This window comes from Polyangium sorediatum (assembly GCF_029946465.1).
Lineage (GTDB): Bacteria > Myxococcota_A > Polyangia > Polyangiales > Polyangiaceae > Polyangium > Polyangium fumosum.
On record NZ_JARZHI010000020.1, the window covers coordinates 110,190 to 128,001 of the forward strand.

Here is a 17,812-nt window from a genome sequence, read left to right on the forward strand (position 1 = left end):
CGAGGTCTAACGCACCTCGCGCCACCACGCGTCGAGGCGCGCGAGCGAGCGGCGGATGTCGTCCGGATCGAGGACGTCCCGGACTTCGCCGATCCGCGGCGCGACGAGGGGGAGGTCGAATTTGCCGTCCCGCGCGCCCTCTTCGAGGACGACAATGGGCTCGTCCCACGTATGCAGCGCGAGATCGAACGTGCTCCAGTGGACGGGCAAGAAGGGGCCGCCGCCGAGCGCGCGATGCGCCTCCATGGCCTGCCAGGGCCCGAGGTGGATGTCGCCCCAGGCAGGATGGAAAGCGCCGACTTCGAGGAGGATGAGGTCGAAGGGGCCGAACCGCTTGCGAATGAGCGGGAGCGTGGGCTCGGGGCCGGTGTCGCCGGAGAAAAAGACGCGGTGGCGAGGGCCGCGGAAGACGTAGCTGGCCCAGAGGGTGGTATTGCGATCGAAGGGGCCGCGGCCGGAGAAGTGTTGCGCGGGGGTCGCGGCGATGGCGACGTCGGTGCCGGGAATCGGGGCCTCTTCCCACCAGTCGAGCTCGGTGATGCGGTCGTGTGGAACGCCAAACCCTTCGAGGCGAGCGCCGACGCCGAGCGCCGTGAAGAAACGGGCCTGGCTGGTGGTCGCGAGGAGGCGGACAGCGGCGGCGTCGAGGTGATCGTAATGGTCGTGGCTGACCAGGATGGCGTCGAGCGGCGGGAGGGACGCAATGGCGACAGGCGGCTCGTGGAAGCGCTTGGGGCCAGCGAGGCGCGTGGGAGAGGCGCGGTCGGCCCAGACAGGATCGGTGAGGATGCGCGCGCCGTCGATTTCGAGGAGGACCGTCGAATGGCCGAGCCAAGCCGTGCGGAGGCCGGTCCGCGGCGGGTCGCGCCAGCCGTCGAGTGGCGAGATCATGGGCAAAGCCGCGGGCGGCCTGCGGGAGACGCGCGGGGCGAAGAATTCACGCAGGACGCCGAACTCGACGCGCGGCGAGCTCAGGACGGCCGGATTGACGAAGCGGCCTTCGATGAAATGGGGGGCTCGCTCCATACGCGCCCGGCGGGCGTAGGCGCGCTCGTGGGAGAGGGCGGCGGTCGTTTCGCGCTCCAAGGAAGCTCGGGACATGAAAGGGGTCCTCGTTGGGTTAGGGTCCGCGGAACCAGAGAGGCGAAAGGGGGATCTCCACGGCGTCGAAAGGTTCGGCGCGGAGGAACTCGTCATCGGCGAACACCGCGATGTCGGAGAAATGGCCGTTGATGAGCTTCTTGATCTCGACCGTACGCGCGGGCGGATCGACCACCCATAGATAGGCGACGCCGACCTTCGCATAGTAGGGGAACTTGATCCGGCGGTCGTACGTTCGATTGGATGGCGAGAGGACTTCGCAGACCCAGTCAGGCACGACCGTGATGGGACCGTCGTCCGGCACCTCCGGCATACGCTCGCGGCGCCACCCGGCGATGTCCGGCGCCACCTCGGGGCTGCCCGGCAGTTCGATTCCTGGCTCGTCGAGGATCCACCAGCCGCCGGGACCGCCGATGCCGTCGCCGAACGGATCACCGATGCGGCGGCCGAGGATCGAGGAGGCGATGGCGTGTCCGCCGCGCGGGCGGGGCTGGGTGTACAGGACGCCCTCGATGACCTCGCCCTTGACGCCGGGCGGGAGCGCCTCGAGGTCAGCGTACGTGGCGGGCGTCCTCTCGCGGGCGGCGCTGCTCATGAAGCGGATCTTGCGTGAAGGACGGGAAGAGCGCCAGCGGGCTCGGGCGTCGGGCGGAGCCGGCTTCCGGTACCGTTCCCACGACGCACGTCCCGAGCGGTGGCGCCCGAAGCCGTCGAGGTTGGTATTGCCGCGCGCGGAGCACACCCTTAGACAAACTTCCCATGCGGGACGGGCACGCCATCATCACCGTCGAGGCGACGAGGGACCACGTGGTCGCCGTGTTCAACCGGGTCCTCATCGTCGTGTTCGAACGCGAGACGACGCTCTCGGCCATCGCGGCCTGCCGGCGGGCGTTCGATTTGCTGGAGCGAAAGTATCCGGACGGGATCGCCGTCCTGACGGTCGTGGCGGAGAACGCGCCGCTGCCGTCGCAGGAGGCGCGGGACGCGCTCGCCGCCCTCGCCACGGGCGCCGCGGGCAAACGGCTCCGGCGTTCGGCCGTGTGCTTCGAAGGCGGGGGGTTCCGCAGCGCGCTCGTGCGCGGCGTGGCGACGGGGTTGCAGCTGATGGCAAAGCTGCCGTTCCCGCACCGGGTGTTCCATTCGGTCGACGTGGCCGCCGCGTGGCTCGCGCCCGACATCGGCGCCCATCCCATCCGGAGCGCCGTGGACACGGCGCGGCAGAAGGTGCAGGTGCGCGCGTCGTGACGGGGCACGAGCGCACGATCCTCCCCCACCCACGTCACGAAAGCGCGCTAGAGTGCGCCCCGCCGTGACCCCGACGATCCGATCCCTCCTCCCCCTCCTCGCTTCCACCCTCGCGTTCGCCGCGGCCTGCACGCCCGAGCCGGCGCCGAAGGAGCCGCTCGGCCAGATCCCGAGCGCGACCACGACGGCCAAGCCCGAGTGGATCCCCTTCGCGATCCGCGCAGGAAAACCCGTCGAGGGCGATCCGCGCGAAAAACACCTCGCCGATCTCCGGCAGCTCACGTTCGGCGGCGAGAACGCCGAGGCGTACTGGTCGCCCGACGGCAAGAAGCTGATCCTGCAGTCGACGCGCGACGGCGCGGCCTGTGATCAGGAGTTCGTGCTCAATCTGGAGTCGGGCGAGACGACGCGCGTGTCGAGCGGCAAGGGCCGGACGACGTGCGGGTACTTCTTCTACCCGAAGGGCGACAAGATCCTCTACAGCACGACCGAGGCCGCGAGCGCCGCGTGCCCGCCGAAGCCCGATCGCTCGCTCGGCTACGTCTGGCCGCTCGATCCGTACGACATCTACGTCGCGAACCCCGACGGCTCCGATCTGAAGCTCTTGCTCGGCGGCCCAGGCTACGACGCCGAAGCGACGATGGCGTTCGACGGGTCGCGGATCGTGTTCACGTCGAGCCGCGACAACGATCTCGAGCTCTACACGATGAAGCCGGACGGCACCGACGTCCGAAGGATCACGAACACGCCCGGCTACGACGGCGGCGCGTTTTTCTCGCCGGACTCGACGAAGCTCGTCTGGCGCGCGAGCCGGCCCGAAGGCAAGGAGCTCGACGACTTCCGCGCGCTCCTTGCGAAGGGGCTCGTGCGGCCGACGAGGCTCGAGATCTACGTCGGCGGCCTCGAAGGACAGAACGCGCGCCCCATCACGAAGAACGGTCGCGCGAACTTCGGGCCGTACTTCCTGCCGGACTCGCGCCGCGTGATCTTCTCGTCGAACATGGACTCGCCGCCGGAGCTGCGCGGCGCGCCGAACTTCGAGCTCTACGTGGTCGACTCGGAGGGGCCCGTGACGACGACGGGCGCGCCCGCGAGCGAGCGGATCACGTTCTATGACGGGTTCGACGGCTTCCCGATGTTCTCGCCCGACGGCAAGTACCTCGTCTTCGCCTCGAACCGCTTCGGCTCGACGCCCGGCGAGACGAACGTGTTCGTGGCCCGCTGGGTCGACGCCGAGAAATGACCGTCCGCTCGCGCGCCTTCACGTTCCTCGGCGGAAGCCTCCTCGCCGCGGGATGCGGAGCCGGCGAGCCCCCGCCCGCTGCACGCCCCAACCCCCCACCACCCGCGGTCGAAGCACCGCCGCCGCCGTTCGTCTCGCCCGCGCGCTGGTCGTTCCATCCGCCGATGCCGTCGTCGGCTTCGGCGACGCTCGCGCTCGAGGACGGCGGCTGCCTGCTCGCGACGGCCGAAGGGCACCGCTTCCGCGCCGCGCGCGCCACAAAAGACGGCGCGGCAACGACGTGCCGCGGGCGCGCCGTCGCGGCGCCAGACGTGGCCCCGGAGGCGATCGTGGGGATCACGCCGCAAGGAAAGAGCTCGTGGCTCTTCGTGGGGCAGAGCGGGCGCCTCTACGAAGCCGAAGGCCCGCTGGCGCCGCTGCGACGCACGATCCCCGCGCCCGCGCAGTTCGTGCACGTCGCGAGCGGCGGCCGCGTGGTGCTCGGGACGACGGCGAGCGGAGAGCTTTACCATCTCGACGAGGGGCCGACGTGGAAGCGCGTGGCGATCGCAGAGCGCGTGTTCGACGTCGCCGTGTCGGACGAGGGTCGCGCGCTCGCGCTCGCGCTGCCCGAGGCGCTGCTCACGAGCGACGATGGGAAGACGTGGACGCGGGCGAACGGCGCCGCGCAGATCGGCGCGCGTCGCGTCGGGCGCACCGCGGAGGGACACCTCGCCGCGCAGGGGATGACCGGCACGCTCGTGTGGGATCCGCAGGGGAGCGCGCCGTTCGCAAAGCGTGACGAGGACGTCGACACGGGGCCGGGTTCGATCGCGCTCGAGACCTCGTACGCGCCCTCGGCGAGCTCGATGCTCGAAGGGCGCGCGGTGCTCGACGGAGATCGTTACTTCGAGGTCGTGCTGCCCGAGGAGGGCGAGGACCACGCGCTGCTGACGGGCCCCCTCGACGGGCCCCTCGCCGCGAAGCGCCTGCCCGGCACCGGCAGATGCACGAGCTTGAAGCTCGGCGCACGCGGGCGACACGTCGCGCTCGGTTGCATGAAGCAAAACGACGACGACGGCGGGATCGTCGAGGTGCGGATGAGCAGCGATGACGGCGCGCGCTTCAGCGAGCCGCTCGTGCTCCTCACGGGCGAAACGTTCACCACCGTCACGGTGTCGAGCGGGGGGAGCGCGCTCGTCACGGGCGCGTGCAAGGCCCACGGCGCGGCCTTGGCCGGATCGGGCGGATGCACGGGGGCTGCCCCGCTCCTCGTGCGTCGCGAGGGCGAAAGGCTCGTGGCCACGGTCGCGGAGACACCTTCGCTCTCGGGCGCGCCGGTCTCGCCCGCGTTCTCCGTCGACGGCCGCTCGGCGTATTTCCTCGCGCGCCGAGGCAAGGACGAGAGGCTCGCGCTCTACGTGTCACACGACGGCGGCGAGACGTTCAGCGAGCGCGCGCTCGACGTGTCCCGCGCGCATCGCGACGACGGACCTGCGTTGGAGGAGGGCGACGAGGGCCCCGCAGAGGAGTCCGACTCGGACCTCGATCCACGTGATCAGTCCGCGCTCCGGCCGGGCGACGATGGCACCGTGGGGATCACGCTGCTCACGCCGCGCGGGCTCGTGTACGTCACGACGGACGAGGATGGGCGCTTGCTCGGCGTGGCGCGTCCGCCCGTGGATCCGGGGCTCGTCGGCGGCGCCGGCCGGCATGCGGTCGCGTTCTCGGTCTTCCCCGAGAGGCCGCTCGGCGAGCAGCCCGCAGGCGCTTGGGAGTCGCTCGACGGGGGCGCGACGTGGACCGAGATCCCCGTGACGCGGAGCCTCGCGCGCGAGATCTCCGCGGGGCCGTTGACGCTCGTGTGCAGCGGCGCCGGTTGCCTCGTCGGCGACACGATGAGCCGCGTCGGCTGGAACGGGCAAGCCGAGCCCTTCACCGCGCCGCCCGCGGGCCCGCCCGAGCCGCGCCGCGTCCCTTCGCCGCGCATGCCGATCGTCTGCGAGCTCGATCCACGCGTGGACTGGGCCCGCATCGAGGACGTGGATCCGATCCACCTGCTCGGGCTCCCCGGCGTCGATCAGCTCGCGCGGGGTCGCTCGTCCTGGTCCGTGCTCTCGTTCGATGCTCTCACGGGCGCCGTGCGCGTGACGGCCGCGCTCGGCCCCGAGCGAGGCGAGGGCGAGGCACGCGTGACCACGCGTTCGCTCCTCGGACCCGCGCCCCAGGGCGCGGAGGTCGCGATGGAGGTCTCGCACCAGATGGAGGGGTACGCCGTCGCTCGCGTGCGGCTGCCGCCGCAGAAATCAGCGGAGGGCCCGCGCGCGGCGGGGCCCATGCGGGACGTCGAGCTCGTCTGGGAGAACTACATGGATGGCACGACGGCGAAGGTGCGCCTCCCCGACGCAGGCACGTTCACGAGCGGCGACGTCAAGGCCGACGGCACGCGCTGGCTGCTCGATACGGCGCTCATCTCCGTCTCGCCGGGCGCGATCTTTTTCCGGCCCCACGCCCCCAAGTCGCGGCAGGACCTCATGTACCTGCTCGATCCGAAGAGCAAACCGAGAACACTCCCCTACCCCGCCTGGTCCACGTTCTTGCCGAAGGGCGTCGTGGATTTCCGCATGGATGCCGTGCTCGCCGACGGCAAGCCCCTCGCCGTCGCCACCTTCTCGGACGATGACAACGGCCCGATCACCGTCCTCCTCGCGCGGCAGGGCGAGGCGGGCGCCTGGTCCACGCACGCGATGTCGCTCGCGCCCGGCACGACGGCCGACGGCGAGCGGCTCGCGCGGAGCGACTGGAGCTACATCGGCGGGACGACGCTCGGCGACCTCGTGGTCTACAGCGAGCCGCGCGCGGGCTTCGCCGCGGCCTCGTTCCACCCCTTCCGCGGCGACGGCACCTTCGGCCCGGCCGTCGCCGTCCCGACGCCGTTCGACTTGCCTGACGCGCCGCGCGCCTGCCGACCCGACGAGCGCCGCGCGACGCCCCGCTTCGCCGCGCACGCCTTCCTCGGCCGCGAGCCCATGTACCCCGGTCGCCGCCACGCCGTCCTCGTCCGCGAGTCCCTCGAACGCAGGTCCGCGGCGAAGCCCCTCCCGCTCACCGAGCCCATGACCCTGCTCACGGCCGGCGTCGTCCTCCACGGGACGAAAGAAGCGCCTTGTGTCGCGGCGTGGGAGGCGGTGGGCCTCGGCCGCGTCCCGGTGGTCGCCGCGCTCGGGGGCAACCTCGCGCAGAGCTGGGTCTTCCGCCCTGCGCCCCCGAAGCCGCCAACGGGCAAACACGCGCCGTCGACGCCGCTCGCGATCGAGCACCGCCCCATGACCTGCCGCTTCGATCCCGGCGCCACGGTGCCCGAGAGCATCGACAGCCAGCCCGGCACCTACGTCTGGGCGCCCTGAATCGGTGCGAAGGCATACGCGAACAGCTTTTCTCTGACGCAGCGCACCTGTCGAAAATCAGACACACCCACCCCGAAAGTCTGCTGGATTCAGTTGCAATATCCAGCATTTATCGTTTCTGGTTGATTTGGTCCGGGATTCGCTTATGCCTGCGTCTCGGCTTTCCGTCGCTTCCAGACCAGGCAGCCAGGACGTACCTCCCGGGCCATGCGCACGTTCATCGATGTCCTTCGCGACAACACGATTCATGGTGACCGTGCGGTCACTTTCGTGCGCACGAACGGCCAGGAGCGCCGCGTCGTGTATCCGGAGCTCTGGGCCGAAGCGAGCCGCCGCGCCCGCGCGCTGCAGGCCCTCGGCCTGTCGAAAGGCGATCGCGTCGCGCTGATCCTCCCGGAGCCCGACGAGTTCGTCCTGTCTTTCATCGGAGCGCTCACGGCAGGCCTCGTCGCCGTGCCGATGTATCCGCCCGCGACGCTCGCCAAGCTCGAAGCCTACGGCGACACCGTGCGTCACGTCCTCGCGGCGTCCGGCGCGCGTGTGGTCGTCACGAACGACGCGCTGCGCCCGCTCATCCAGGAGCACCTGCTCGGCTCGCAGAGCGCGGACACGCGCCTCGTGCTCGAACGCGAGCTCGGGGCGATCGATCCAGGCTCCGCGCACACCACGCTGCCCGACGTGCGCGGCGAGGATCTCGCGTTCCTCCAGTTCACCTCGGGTTCGACCTCGCGGCCGAAGGGCGTGATGGTCACGCACGAGAACCTGAGCGTGAACAGCCACGCGATCATGTTCGACGGGCTGCGCTCGACGCCCGAAGATCGCGGCGTCTCGTGGCTGCCGCTCTACCACGACATGGGCCTCATCGGCTTCGTGGTCGCGCCCGTCTACGCGCTCGTGCAGGTGATGTTCCTGCCGACGATGTCGTTCATCCGCAGGCCCTCGCTCTGGCTCGACTCGATTCACCGCTTCCGCGGCACGATCACGTTCGCGCCGAACTTCGCGTTCGCGCTGGCGACACGCGCCGTGACGGAGACCCAGGCCGGCGGCTGGGATCTCTCGTGCATGCGCGCGCTCGGCTGCGGCGCCGAGCCGATCCAGGCCGACGTGCTGCGCGCCTTCCTCGATCGGTTCGCGAAAAACGGGCTGTCGCCCGAGAGCATCCTGCCCTGCTACGGCATGGCCGAGGCGACGCTCGCCGTGACGTTCCACGACCTCGGCAAGCCCCTCACGACGGATCGGATCGACCTCGCCACGATGAAGAACGGAAAGGCCACGCCGACGCAGGACGACGCGCCGTCGATGGAGCTCGTCTCGTGCGGACGCGCCTTCCCCGGGCACGAGATCCGGATCGTGGGCCCCGACGGCGCGCCGCTCGGCGAGCGCCAGGTGGGCGAGATCTGGCTGCGCGGGCCGAGCGTGACCGCGGGGTATTTCGGGGATCCCGAGGCGACGGCCGAGTCGTTCGGCGACGGTTATCTGCACACGGGTGACCTCGGGTATCGCGCCGACGGAAATGTCTACATCTGCGGCCGTTCGAAGGATCTCATCATCCTGAACGGGAAAAACCACTATCCGCAGGACATCGAGCGCGTGGCCTCCACGGTCGACGGCATCCGCGACGGGCAATGCGTGGCCTTTGCGCGGCGCAGCACGAGCGGCGCGGAGGAGGCGGTGCTCGTGGCGGAGTCGCGGCGCCTGGGCGAGGCGAAACGCGCGCTCGTCGAGGCGGTCACGCACGCGGTGCGGGCCGAGCTCGGCGTGCAGCTCGCCGAGGTCGTGCTGATCAAGCGCGGCACGCTGCCGAAGACGTCGAGCGGCAAGGTGCGCCGCCGCGAGACGAAGATGCGCCTTGAAAACGGGCAGCTCGATCTCGTGGGGGAGCCGAGCGACGACGCGAGCGCCCCCTTCGATTCTTCCGCCGTTCCTTCACCCCGCGCGCCGGCCCGGGAGACCGAAACCCGAGGAGCTCTCTGATGGGATCCAGCCAAGCGGACGTCGAAGTCAGCTACGACGTCTCCAACGAGTTCTTCCGCCTTTGGCTCGACGAGCGCATGAACTACACGTGCGCGGTCTTCGAGTCGCCCGATCAATCACTCGAGGCCGCGCAGCTCAACAAGCTGCGGATCCTCAGCGAATACGCGAAAGCCGGCCCGGGCACATCCGTGCTCGACATCGGCTGTGGCTGGGGCGCGTGTGTCGAATACCTCGCGACCACGCGCAAGGTCGACCGGGCGGTAGGCATCACGCTCTCCCGCGCGATGGCCGCGGAGGTCAATCAGCGGAACATCCCGGGCGTGGAGTGTATCGCGTCCGATTTCATGCAATGGGAGACGGCCGAGCAATTCGACGGCCTCGTCTCGATCTGCATGATCGACCATCTCTGCTCGCTCGACGAGGCGCGGCAGGGCAAGGCCGTCGACATCTACCGGCGGTATTTCGAGAAATGCTGGCGCCTCACGAAGCCGGGCTCGTCGTTCGGCTTCCAGGCGATTTTGCGCAATCGAACGCCGAAGATGCGGCCCTGGGGCGGGCTCGCCGCCGATACGCGGAAGGACCTCGAAGATTTCTCGTTCTCGTCGAAGGAGATCTTCCCGAACGGCCTGAACCCGCGGCTCGACGAGCTGATCCAGGCCATCAATCCCTGGTGGGAGGTCAAGACGCTCCACACGCGGCGCGAGCATTACCAGCGCACGACGGCGGAGTGGCTCCGGCGCCTCCGCCTGAACGAGACGACGATCCGGGCGAAGTGGGGCGACAAGGTCTTCGAGGATTACGACCGGTACCTCTCCACCTGCGTCCGCGCATTCGACATCCACTACAGCTCCCTCGTCCAGATGGAACTCCAGAGGATTGGCTGAGACAATGAACCAGAAGCACAATCTGCTCGAGATGTTCAAGACCGTGGCCGCGCGCGTCGACAAGCGCCCCTTCCCGAACGTGACGCCTGCGTCCAAGATCAGCGAGCTCGGCATCGACTCGCTCTCCGTGATGCAGATCGTCGGGGAGCTCGAGACCGAGCTTGGGATCGTGATCCCGGACGAGGACCTCGTCGAGCTCACCACGGTCGGAGATCTCTGCAAGAAGGTGGAGGAGCGGCTCGCCGCCGGCGGCTGATCCCACCCCCATGCCCCGCCGCGTCGTCGTGACCGGAATGGGCGTCGTGAGCCCCGTGGGCACAGACGTCCCGACCTTCTGGGAGAGCCTGCTCGCCGGGCGCTCGGGCGTCTCGTACATCCGCGAGTTCCCCACCGACAAACTCCGCAGCGACATCGCCGCGAGCGTGAGCGATTTCGACGTTTCGCGGTACATGTCCCCGAAGGAGGCCGAGGTCTACGGCCGCGTGACGCATTTCAGCCTCGGCGCGGCCGTCGAGGCCGTGATCATGGCCGGGCTCGACAAGGAGTCCGGCGCCGCGCGATCACGCATCGGCTGCCTGATGTCGACCGGCATGGGCTCGGTCGACATCTTCGAGCAGCAGATCGCCCGGAGCAACGAGCGCGGCCCGCGCGCGGTGTCGCCGTATTTCGTGCCGGGCGTCATGCCGAACGGAGCGGCCGCGCTCATTTCGATGCGTTATGGCTTCATGGGCCCGTCCTACAGCCTGGCGAGCGCCTGCGCGACGGGCACGCATTCCATCGCGACGAGCGCGCTCCTCATCGAGGCAGGCGAGGCCGACGTGATGATCGCCGGCGGCGCGGAGGCGGCGACGCGGATGAACACCGTGGCGGGCTTCGGCAATGCGCGCGCGCTCGCGAAGGCGTTCGAGGGAGATCCGACCCGCGCGAGCCGGCCGTTCGACAAGCGGCGCCAGGGGTTCGTCATGGGCGAAGGCGCGGGCGTGCTCGTGCTCGAAGAGGAAGAACACGCGAAGCGGCGCGGGGCGAAGGCGCTCGCGGTCGTGGGCGGCTTCGGGATGACGACGGACGCCGAGCACCTCACGCGCCCGCACCCCGAGGGCCTCGGCCTCGCGCTCGCGCTGGAGCGCGCGCTCCAGCGGGCCGGCATCGGACCCGAGGTAATCGATTACATCAACCCGCACGCGACCTCGACGCCGCAAGGCGACATGGCCGAGATCCTCGCGTTCCGCCGCGTGTTCGGCGAGCGGCTCGCGCAGATCCCGATCTCGGCGACGAAGTCGATGATCGGCCACCTGCTCGGCGGCGCGGGCGCGGCCGAGACGATCGCGGTCGTGTGTTCGCTGCGGGATCAAGTGCTGCACCCGTCGATCAACGTCGACGAGCTCGATCCGGAGCTCGGCGCGCTCGACGTCGTGCGGGATCGAAGGGCCGCGCCCGTCGGCTGGGCGGCGAAATGCTCGGCGGGCTTCGGCGGGCACAACTGCGCGCTCGTGCTCGGCAAGGTCTGAAAACCAGGCCTCGGGGAGAGCCGGGAATTCACCTTCCCGCCGGGTGCGCGATGCCCTAGGTGCTCGTGCATGAGCGCCCACGAAAACAGGCTCGCGAAGGAGAAGTCGCCGTACCTCCTGCAGCACGCGCGAAACCCGGTCGACTGGTACCCGTGGGGCGCGGAGGCGCTCGAACGCGCGAAGCGGGAGGACAAACCCCTCCTGCTCTCGATCGGCTACGCCGCCTGTCACTGGTGCCACGTGATGGAGCGCGAGTCGTTCGAGAACGACGCGATCGCAGCGCGCATGAACGAGCTCTTCGTGAACGTGAAGGTCGATCGCGAGGAGCGGCCGGATCTCGATCAGGTCTACCAGCTCGTCGTGCAGCTCATGGGCCGGAGCGGCGGCTGGCCGCTCACCGTGTTCCTGACGCCGGATCAAAAGCCGTTCTTCGCGGGAACGTACTTCCCGCCGGCGGACAAGTACGGCGTGCCCGGCTTCCCGGCGATCCTCGAAGCGGTCGCGGACGCGTACAAGCGGCGCCGCGGCGAGGTGCTCGCGCAGGCCGGCGAGATCACGCAGGAGATCACGCGCGTGGGCGCGCTGCCCGAGGGCGAGGGTGAGATCGGGCAAGACCTCTTGCGCAAGGCGTGCCGGCGTCTGCTCGCGCGCTTCGACAGCCACAACGGCGGCTTCGGCGCGCGGCCCAAGTTCCCGAACACGATGTCGCTCGACGTGCTCTTGCTGCGCGGCACGCTGGAGGGCGACGCGGTCTCGAAGGAGAGCGTGGAGCTCGCGCTCGACAAGATGCAGAAGGGCGGGATCTGGGACCACCTGCGCGGCGGCTTCCACCGCTACTCGACGGACGCGCGCTGGCTCGTGCCGCACTTCGAGAAGATGCTCTACGACAACGCGCTGCTCTTGCGCCTCTACGTCGACGGCTACCGCGCGCTCGGAAACCCGCGTTTCGCCGAGACGGCGCGCGCGCTCGTCGCCTACCTCTTCGCCGAGATGCGCGACGCGTCGGGCGCGTTTTACGCGACGCAGGACGCGGACTCCGAGGGCCAAGAAGGAAAGTTTTTCGTGTGGAAGCTCGGCGATCTGCGCGCGGCCGTGGGTGACGATCACGAGGCGTACGAGGTCGCGCGGGTCCACTTCGGCATCACGGACGAAGGCAACTTCGAGGAGACGGGCGCGACCGTGCTCTCGGAGGTGCGCTCGATCGAACGGACGGCGGCGATCGTGGATCTCGCGCCGGGCGCGGCGACGAGCGCGCTCGAACGGGCGAGGACGAAGATGCTCGCGGCGCGGGAGAAGCGGCCGCGGCCGACACGCGACGACAAGATCCTCGCGAGCTGGAACGCGCTGCTCATCGGCGCGCTCGCCGAGGCCGGCCGTGCGCTCGACGAGCCTTCATGGATCGGCGCGGCCGAGGTCGCGTTCGCGGCGATCGAAGAGCGGCTCGTGCGGGACGGGCGCGTGCGCCGGTACTACATGCCGGGCGAGAACGAGGCGCCGGAGGAGAGGCGCGGCTTCCTCGACGATCAAGCGTACGTCGGCAGCGCGGCGCTCGATCTCTACGAAGCCACGGGCAACCCGCGGTACGTGGCGTTGGCCCGCGCGATCGCCGACGCGATGATCGAGCATCACGAGGATCCGCGCGAAGGTGGCTTCTTCTTCGCGCCCGATGACGGGGACGCGCTCATCGCCCGCACGAAGGACGTCTTTGATCAGGCCGTGCCTTCGGGCGCATCCATGGCCGCGGAGCTTTGCCTGCGGCTCGGCGAGATCACGGACGAACGGTTCGCCGCGCACGGGCGGCGGCAGATCGAGCCGATCGGCCCGACGGCGATCGACAACCCGCTCGGCCTCGGCAAGGCCGTCGCCGTGCTCGATCGGCTCGTGCGCGGGACGGTGGACGTGGTGCTCGTGGGCGATCCGTCGGGCGAGCGGGCACAGGCGTTCGCGAAAGCGGTGTTTCGCCGCTTCTTGCCGCACAGGAACGTGGTGTGGGTGGATCCGCGCCGGCCGGAGACGGCCGAGGCCGTCAAGGTGCTCGCCGAGGGCAAGGGCGCGCGGGGCGACGACACCGTGGCGTACGTTTGTCGGAATCGAACCTGCTCGGCGCCCGTGTCGGACGTGGCGGCGCTCGAAGCGCTGCTCGACAGGGGATGACGATCAGCGCCGCGGCTGCGGCGGGGCGGGCGCCTTGGCGGGGATGGTGCGCTCCGCCTCGGTCTGCATCGCGACCTTGAACGCCGTGGATTGTCCGGGGACCAGGTTCACGGTGATCACCTTGTCGGGCGCGCCCTTGCGCTGGATCGTGATCTCGTGTTTGCCCGGGGGGAGCGACACGTTCGTGTGCGGCGCGGGGCCGAGCTTGCGCTTGCCGTCGACGATCACCTGATCACAGGCAGGATCGCAGACAAGCGAGAGAAACCCGTCGGCCTTGATCATCTTCGCAGCGACGCGCGCCGCGATGTCCGGCGGAGGCTCGGCGGGCGGCGCCGCTTGTTGCGAGAGTTTGACGTTGAGGAGCGCCGTCTCGCCCGGCTTCACGACGACCTCGACCTTCTTCTCCTCGTACCCCTTGCGGCGCAGCGTGAGCTTGTGCGTCCCCGGCGGGAGCTCTGCGCGCACGATCGGGGAAGGACCGAGCGAGCGGCCGTTGACGAAGATGCCCTCGCAGCCCGGATTGCAAGCGACGGTGACGAAGCCGTTGGCTCGCGAGGCGTCGGGCTTCGGGGCCGGCTCGGGGCGCGTCGCCTCGGCAGCGAGCGCGACGCCGGGGACGACGAGGGCGAGCACCAGGGCGGGGGCGTACTTCATCGAGATCATTGTGCCTCGTTCGACGGCCCGCGTGGAGTCGCGATGCAGCGGATTTCACTCGCCGCGGGGTCGATTCCGACACAACCCGACGTCACACGTCCCGGCCCCTCGTTCGAGCTTGCAGGTACACTTTTCCACGGGCGCGGGCGCCCCGGACTGCGCGCAGCCCCGGGCGAAATCGGGGGCACGCTCGGCGGAGGGCGAGCACACGGTCACCTCGCTCCCGGAGTTGTCATCGAAGTCCGTGAGGAACGTACAGGTGCACGCGTAGGGCGAGCCGCGCTCCTTCTCGCACCCTGCGCCGAGGACGGCGGCGAGCGCGAGGAGGAGCGCGGCGAGGCCGCTATTGACCGGGGGGCGTGACATCCGCCGCCTTGTCGCGGATGTGGAACTCGACGCGACGGTTCGTCTGCCGTCCGTTGGCCGTGTTGTTGTCGGCGATGGGCCTACGCGGGCCGAAGCCGGCGGCGCTCAGGCGATCCGCGGCGATGCCGCCCTTCTTGATGAGGTACTCCATCACGGCGTTCGCGCGATCGGACGAGAGCTTCTCGTTGAGATCATCCGAGCCGCGGTTGTCCGTGTGGCCCTCGATCGCGAGGTGCTGGATCTCGGGGTTCACCTTGAGCAGGCGCACGACCTCGTCGAGGATCGGGTAGCTCTGCTGCAAGATCGTCGACTTGCCCGTGAGGAACTCGACCTTCTTGAGGATCTGGATCTCGTTCGAGCCGGTGACCCTGCGGATGAAGGTCGGGCAGCCGTTCTTCTCCGCGTCGGGGTTCGCGTCGCCGGGCTCCTTCGGGCAAGCGTCCTTCGCGTCGCTGATGCCGTCCTTGTCGGGATCGTCCTCGGGGCAGCCGTCCTGATCGTCGACCTTGTCGAAATCCTCGGGCGTGTCGGGGCACTTGTCGACGTTGTCGGGGATGCCGTCGCCGTCGCGATCCGGCGGCTGCGGGCAGCCGTCGTCCGTGTTCGGCGGCTTGTGATCCTCGGGATCCGTCGGGCACAAATCGACGTCGTCCGGCAAGCCGTCCTTGTCCGTGTCCGCGCCGTGCTCGGCGTAGCGTCCCGTCTTGAAGCGCTTTCCAGGCGACGGCGGGTTCGTGTCCTTGATCGGGAACGCGTACCCGACGGTCGCGACGGCGCGGAAATCCGGCGCGTATCCAGGCGTGATGCGCGTGCCGCCGCCCACGCCGAGCCACGCGCGCTTCTTCTGATCGAAGGCGTAACGGCCCTCGATCATCCACTCGATCGGCGTGTTGTCGACGTCGAAGAACGTCGCGTCGGTGATGCCCGTCGAGCCGAAGATCTGCGCGCCGAGACGGAGCGCGCCGCCGCGCAGCGGCAGGAAGCCGCCGATGCCCCAGCGCCACTCGGAGCCGGATTTGAAGTCGTTCACGCCGCCCGAAGGCCGGAACTGGAGGCCCGTGTTGAAGACGAAGAAGAAGCTCTTGAGGTCGTACTCGGCCGCGACCTGGAAACCGCCGCTCGCGCTCGAGTCGCCGCCGAACGAGTCGTTGTCGCCCGTCGGGAGCCAGACCGCGCCTTCGAGGCCGAGCTTGAAGCTACGCGCGGGGTTCCGCCAAAGGAGCACGCGACCGTCGAGGCGCAGATCCATGGGCGCCACGGTCCGCATGCTGACGGCGTTCGATCCCGAGACCTGCGCGAGGTACGTCGTGCCGCCGTCCTGGAAGAGGATGATCGGGAAGTTCGCCTGGAACGAGAAGCGCTCGAGGACCTCGACGCCGACGTCGAGGTAGCTGATGAGCTGCGGGCCGACGGGCGCGCTGCTGCGCTGGCTGAAGATGCCGGCCTTCCGCGGATCGTCTTGGTGGTTCTCGATGCGGAACGGGTTCAGCGCGAAGCCCATGCCGAGCTGGCCGAAGAACCGCGTCTGCGGGTTGAACTGCGGGCGCCAGAGCCCGATCGCGTCTTCGGGCGCGCCGCCGATGAAGAGGCGATCGAGGTACATCGTCGACTGCTGCGCGTCGGCCTCGGCGGGCGCGAGGAGGCACGCCGCGGCCGCGAGAGCGGCCGAGCAAGCGGAGGCAACGCGGCGCAGGAGGGACGGGCGACGGGGCGTGGCCGCGCGCGCGTCGGAGGTGCCTTCCGCCGCGGGATCACCTGCGGGCGGTCGGGCTCGGGGATGGTCGACTTGGGCCATGTCTTCGGCGTCTCCTCGGCGCGCACTGCGCGCGGAAGCGAGAGGCCCGGGTGCGCTTGCCGCGCGAAGATCACCGGGCCCCCCCGTGCAAGCGGAGGCTACACCAGGCGTGCGGGCACATGGAATGTCTTGCGGTGTAGGGAGGAGCCTCAAGCACGAGCCCGTCTTCCCTTGCCCGGGGGTTCGGGGGCGTAGCTCGGCTCGCAGGAGCGAAGCCCCCGAGCGTTGACAGGGGCCGTCGATCAGGTCAGACAGACGACGCGCGATCCAGGCCGTTTCGCGGTCTTGACCAGCAGGCGGACCTGTGCTTTCTTTGCGCGCCCCGAAAAACGAAGGGTTCTGAAGGGTCCTACGATGAAGCGCACGTTCCAGCCCCACAACACCCGCCGCGCGCGTACCCATGGCTTCCGGGCGCGCATGGCCACGAGCGGTGGCCGCAAGGTCATCAACAACCGCCGGCGTAAGGGCCGCGCGCGCCTCGCCACGACGATCTACAAGAAGTGAAGTCGTGGGCGACCCACGCCCTCGACAGACGTTCACGCGAGCCCAGCGGTTACGGCGCCGCCCTGATTTCCTGCGCGTTCAGGAGGGTGGCGCTCGGGTCACGACGCGTCACCTCCTGATCCTGATCGCACCCCGCCCCGACGACAGCACCACACGCCTCGGCGTGGTGGCGTCGCGAAAGGTGGGTTGCGCTGTGCAACGCAACCGGGCCAAGCGCCTGCTCCGTGATGTCTTTCGCCGGAACGTGGCGTCGTTTCCGCGCGGCGTCGACGTCGTGGTGATCGTGCGTCCGGGCGTGGACGAGCTCGCCTGCGGGGAGCTCGAAGCGGAGATTCAGGCCGTGCTGCCGCTCGTGCGCAAACGAGCGAGCGGCAAGCCGAACCCGGGCGCGCAGGTCGACCCGAGAAACCGCTCCGGCGACGGGCGCAAAGGCGGCCCTTGACCTTGCAAGCAGGAACGCGGGCCCCCAAGCTTCGCCTCGCGATCTCGTGATGGGAGCCGCGGCCGACGCGTTCAGCCTCGCCACACCTCGCGCCCTCCGGCGTCGCTCGCCGCGCCCTGCATCGACCGTCGATGGTGGCTCCGCCCGGGTACGCCGGGCTCCGCCCCCAAACCCCCATGCTGGCCAAGCTCCTCCTCCTGCTGATCCGCGTCTACCAGCTGACGCTCTCGAAGGTGCTGCTCGCGCTCTTCGGTCCTGTCTGTCGGTTCGAACCCTCTTGCTCGCGGTACGCCGCCGCGTGCATCGCGGGTCATGGAGCGCTGCGCGGGAGCTTGCTTTCAGTGAAGCGCCTGTGTAAGTGCCACCCGTTCCATCCGGGCGGCTACGATCCTCCGCCGCCTCCACGGATCGGCCGCTCGCGTACGGAAGAGCCCGCGCGGCACGGCCCGGATCAAAGGGTTGGAAATACGAACCTTTCTTCCCACGACGAGGCTCGACTTTCGCCGTGGAGCAGTGGCGCGGTCCATGAGGCTGGTTAGTTTCCCCTCGCATGCTC

Annotated in this window: 16 protein-coding genes; 11 read left to right on the forward strand and 5 right to left on the reverse strand. The window is 69.6% G+C overall.

The features are described 5' to 3' along the window. Nucleotides 1-6 precede the first annotated feature (6 nt). Together QHF89_RS22965 and QHF89_RS22970 are read right to left on the reverse strand one after the other, a co-directional pair. Nucleotides 7-1,101 (reverse strand): MBL fold metallo-hydrolase, encoded by a 1,095-nt coding sequence (locus QHF89_RS22965; RefSeq protein WP_284720833.1) that lies wholly within the window; start codon nucleotides 1,099-1,101, stop codon nucleotides 7-9. Nucleotides 1,102-1,120: 19 nt separating this feature from the next. Next, nucleotides 1,121-1,696, reverse strand: coding sequence for a Uma2 family endonuclease (locus QHF89_RS22970; RefSeq protein ID WP_136968160.1), 576 nt, complete (start codon nucleotides 1,694-1,696; stop codon nucleotides 1,121-1,123). Between the two features lie 164 nt (nucleotides 1,697-1,860). Between QHF89_RS22970 and QHF89_RS22975 the strand changes: the two genes are divergently transcribed. The 8 genes from QHF89_RS22975 (at nucleotide 1,861) to QHF89_RS23010 (ending at nucleotide 13,495) form a co-directional block, all read left to right on the forward strand. Then, the gene (locus QHF89_RS22975; protein ID WP_136930117.1) at nucleotides 1,861-2,346 is read left to right on the forward strand and encodes a hypothetical protein; all 486 of its coding nucleotides are present in this window, start codon (nucleotides 1,861-1,863) and stop codon (nucleotides 2,344-2,346) included. A 64-nt stretch (nucleotides 2,347-2,410) separates the two neighbouring features. Then, complete coding sequence (locus QHF89_RS22980; RefSeq protein ID WP_284720834.1) at nucleotides 2,411-3,589, forward strand: hypothetical protein; 1,179 nt, start codon at nucleotides 2,411-2,413, stop codon at nucleotides 3,587-3,589. Then, the gene (locus QHF89_RS22985) at nucleotides 3,586-6,975 is read left to right on the forward strand and encodes a beta propeller repeat protein (protein WP_136968159.1); all 3,390 of its coding nucleotides are present in this window, start codon (nucleotides 3,586-3,588) and stop codon (nucleotides 6,973-6,975) included. Before QHF89_RS22980 ends, QHF89_RS22985 begins: the two co-directional genes overlap by 4 nt. 207 nt (nucleotides 6,976-7,182) lie before the next feature. Beyond that, the gene (locus QHF89_RS22990) at nucleotides 7,183-8,949 is read left to right on the forward strand and encodes a fatty acyl-AMP ligase (protein WP_136968158.1); all 1,767 of its coding nucleotides are present in this window, start codon (nucleotides 7,183-7,185) and stop codon (nucleotides 8,947-8,949) included. Further along, nucleotides 8,949-9,833, forward strand: a complete 885-nt coding sequence (locus QHF89_RS22995; protein WP_136968157.1) for a class I SAM-dependent methyltransferase — start codon at nucleotides 8,949-8,951, stop codon at nucleotides 9,831-9,833. Before QHF89_RS22990 ends, QHF89_RS22995 begins: the two co-directional genes overlap by 1 nt. A gap of 4 nt (nucleotides 9,834-9,837) precedes the next feature. Then, nucleotides 9,838-10,089, forward strand: a complete 252-nt coding sequence (locus tag QHF89_RS23000) for an acyl carrier protein (protein WP_136968156.1) — start codon at nucleotides 9,838-9,840, stop codon at nucleotides 10,087-10,089. Nucleotides 10,090-10,099: 10 nt separating this feature from the next. Continuing rightward, a complete protein-coding gene (locus QHF89_RS23005; protein ID WP_136968155.1) occupies nucleotides 10,100-11,341 on the forward strand; it encodes a beta-ketoacyl-[acyl-carrier-protein] synthase family protein in 1,242 nt (413 codons plus the stop codon). Nucleotides 11,342-11,410: 69 nt separating this feature from the next. Then, nucleotides 11,411-13,495, forward strand: a complete 2,085-nt coding sequence (locus tag QHF89_RS23010; RefSeq protein WP_136968154.1) for a thioredoxin domain-containing protein — start codon at nucleotides 11,411-11,413, stop codon at nucleotides 13,493-13,495. A 3-nt stretch (nucleotides 13,496-13,498) separates the two neighbouring features. Here the strand turns inward: QHF89_RS23010 and QHF89_RS23015 are convergent, their stop codons facing one another. From QHF89_RS23015 to QHF89_RS23025, 3 genes are read right to left on the reverse strand one after another with little or no spacing between them, the layout of a single operon-like run. Further along, nucleotides 13,499-14,149 (reverse strand): PEGA domain-containing protein, encoded by a 651-nt coding sequence (locus tag QHF89_RS23015; protein WP_284720835.1) that lies wholly within the window; start codon nucleotides 14,147-14,149, stop codon nucleotides 13,499-13,501. Between the two features lie 54 nt (nucleotides 14,150-14,203). Further along, on the reverse strand, nucleotides 14,204-14,515 hold the full coding sequence (locus tag QHF89_RS23020) for a hypothetical protein (RefSeq protein ID WP_136968152.1): 312 nt from the start codon (nucleotides 14,513-14,515) through the stop codon (nucleotides 14,204-14,206). After that, on the reverse strand, nucleotides 14,493-16,310 hold the full coding sequence (locus QHF89_RS23025; RefSeq protein ID WP_136968151.1) for an OmpA family protein: 1,818 nt from the start codon (nucleotides 16,308-16,310) through the stop codon (nucleotides 14,493-14,495). Before QHF89_RS23025 ends, QHF89_RS23020 begins: the two co-directional genes overlap by 23 nt. A gap of 354 nt (nucleotides 16,311-16,664) precedes the next feature. On the opposite strand from QHF89_RS23025, the gene rpmH reads away from it, so the two are divergent. From rpmH to yidD, 3 genes are all read left to right on the forward strand, one after another. Continuing rightward, a complete protein-coding gene (gene rpmH, locus QHF89_RS23030) occupies nucleotides 16,665-16,814 on the forward strand; it encodes a 50S ribosomal protein L34 (RefSeq protein WP_136930107.1) in 150 nt (49 codons plus the stop codon). 4 nt (nucleotides 16,815-16,818) lie between these two features. Beyond that, nucleotides 16,819-17,256 (forward strand): ribonuclease P protein component, encoded by a 438-nt coding sequence (gene rnpA / locus QHF89_RS23035; RefSeq protein ID WP_284720836.1) that lies wholly within the window; start codon nucleotides 16,819-16,821, stop codon nucleotides 17,254-17,256. Nucleotides 17,257-17,432: 176 nt separating this feature from the next. After that, nucleotides 17,433-17,795 (forward strand): membrane protein insertion efficiency factor YidD, encoded by a 363-nt coding sequence (yidD, locus tag QHF89_RS23040; protein WP_136930105.1) that lies wholly within the window; start codon nucleotides 17,433-17,435, stop codon nucleotides 17,793-17,795. The last annotated feature ends 17 nt before the right edge of the window (nucleotides 17,796-17,812 follow it).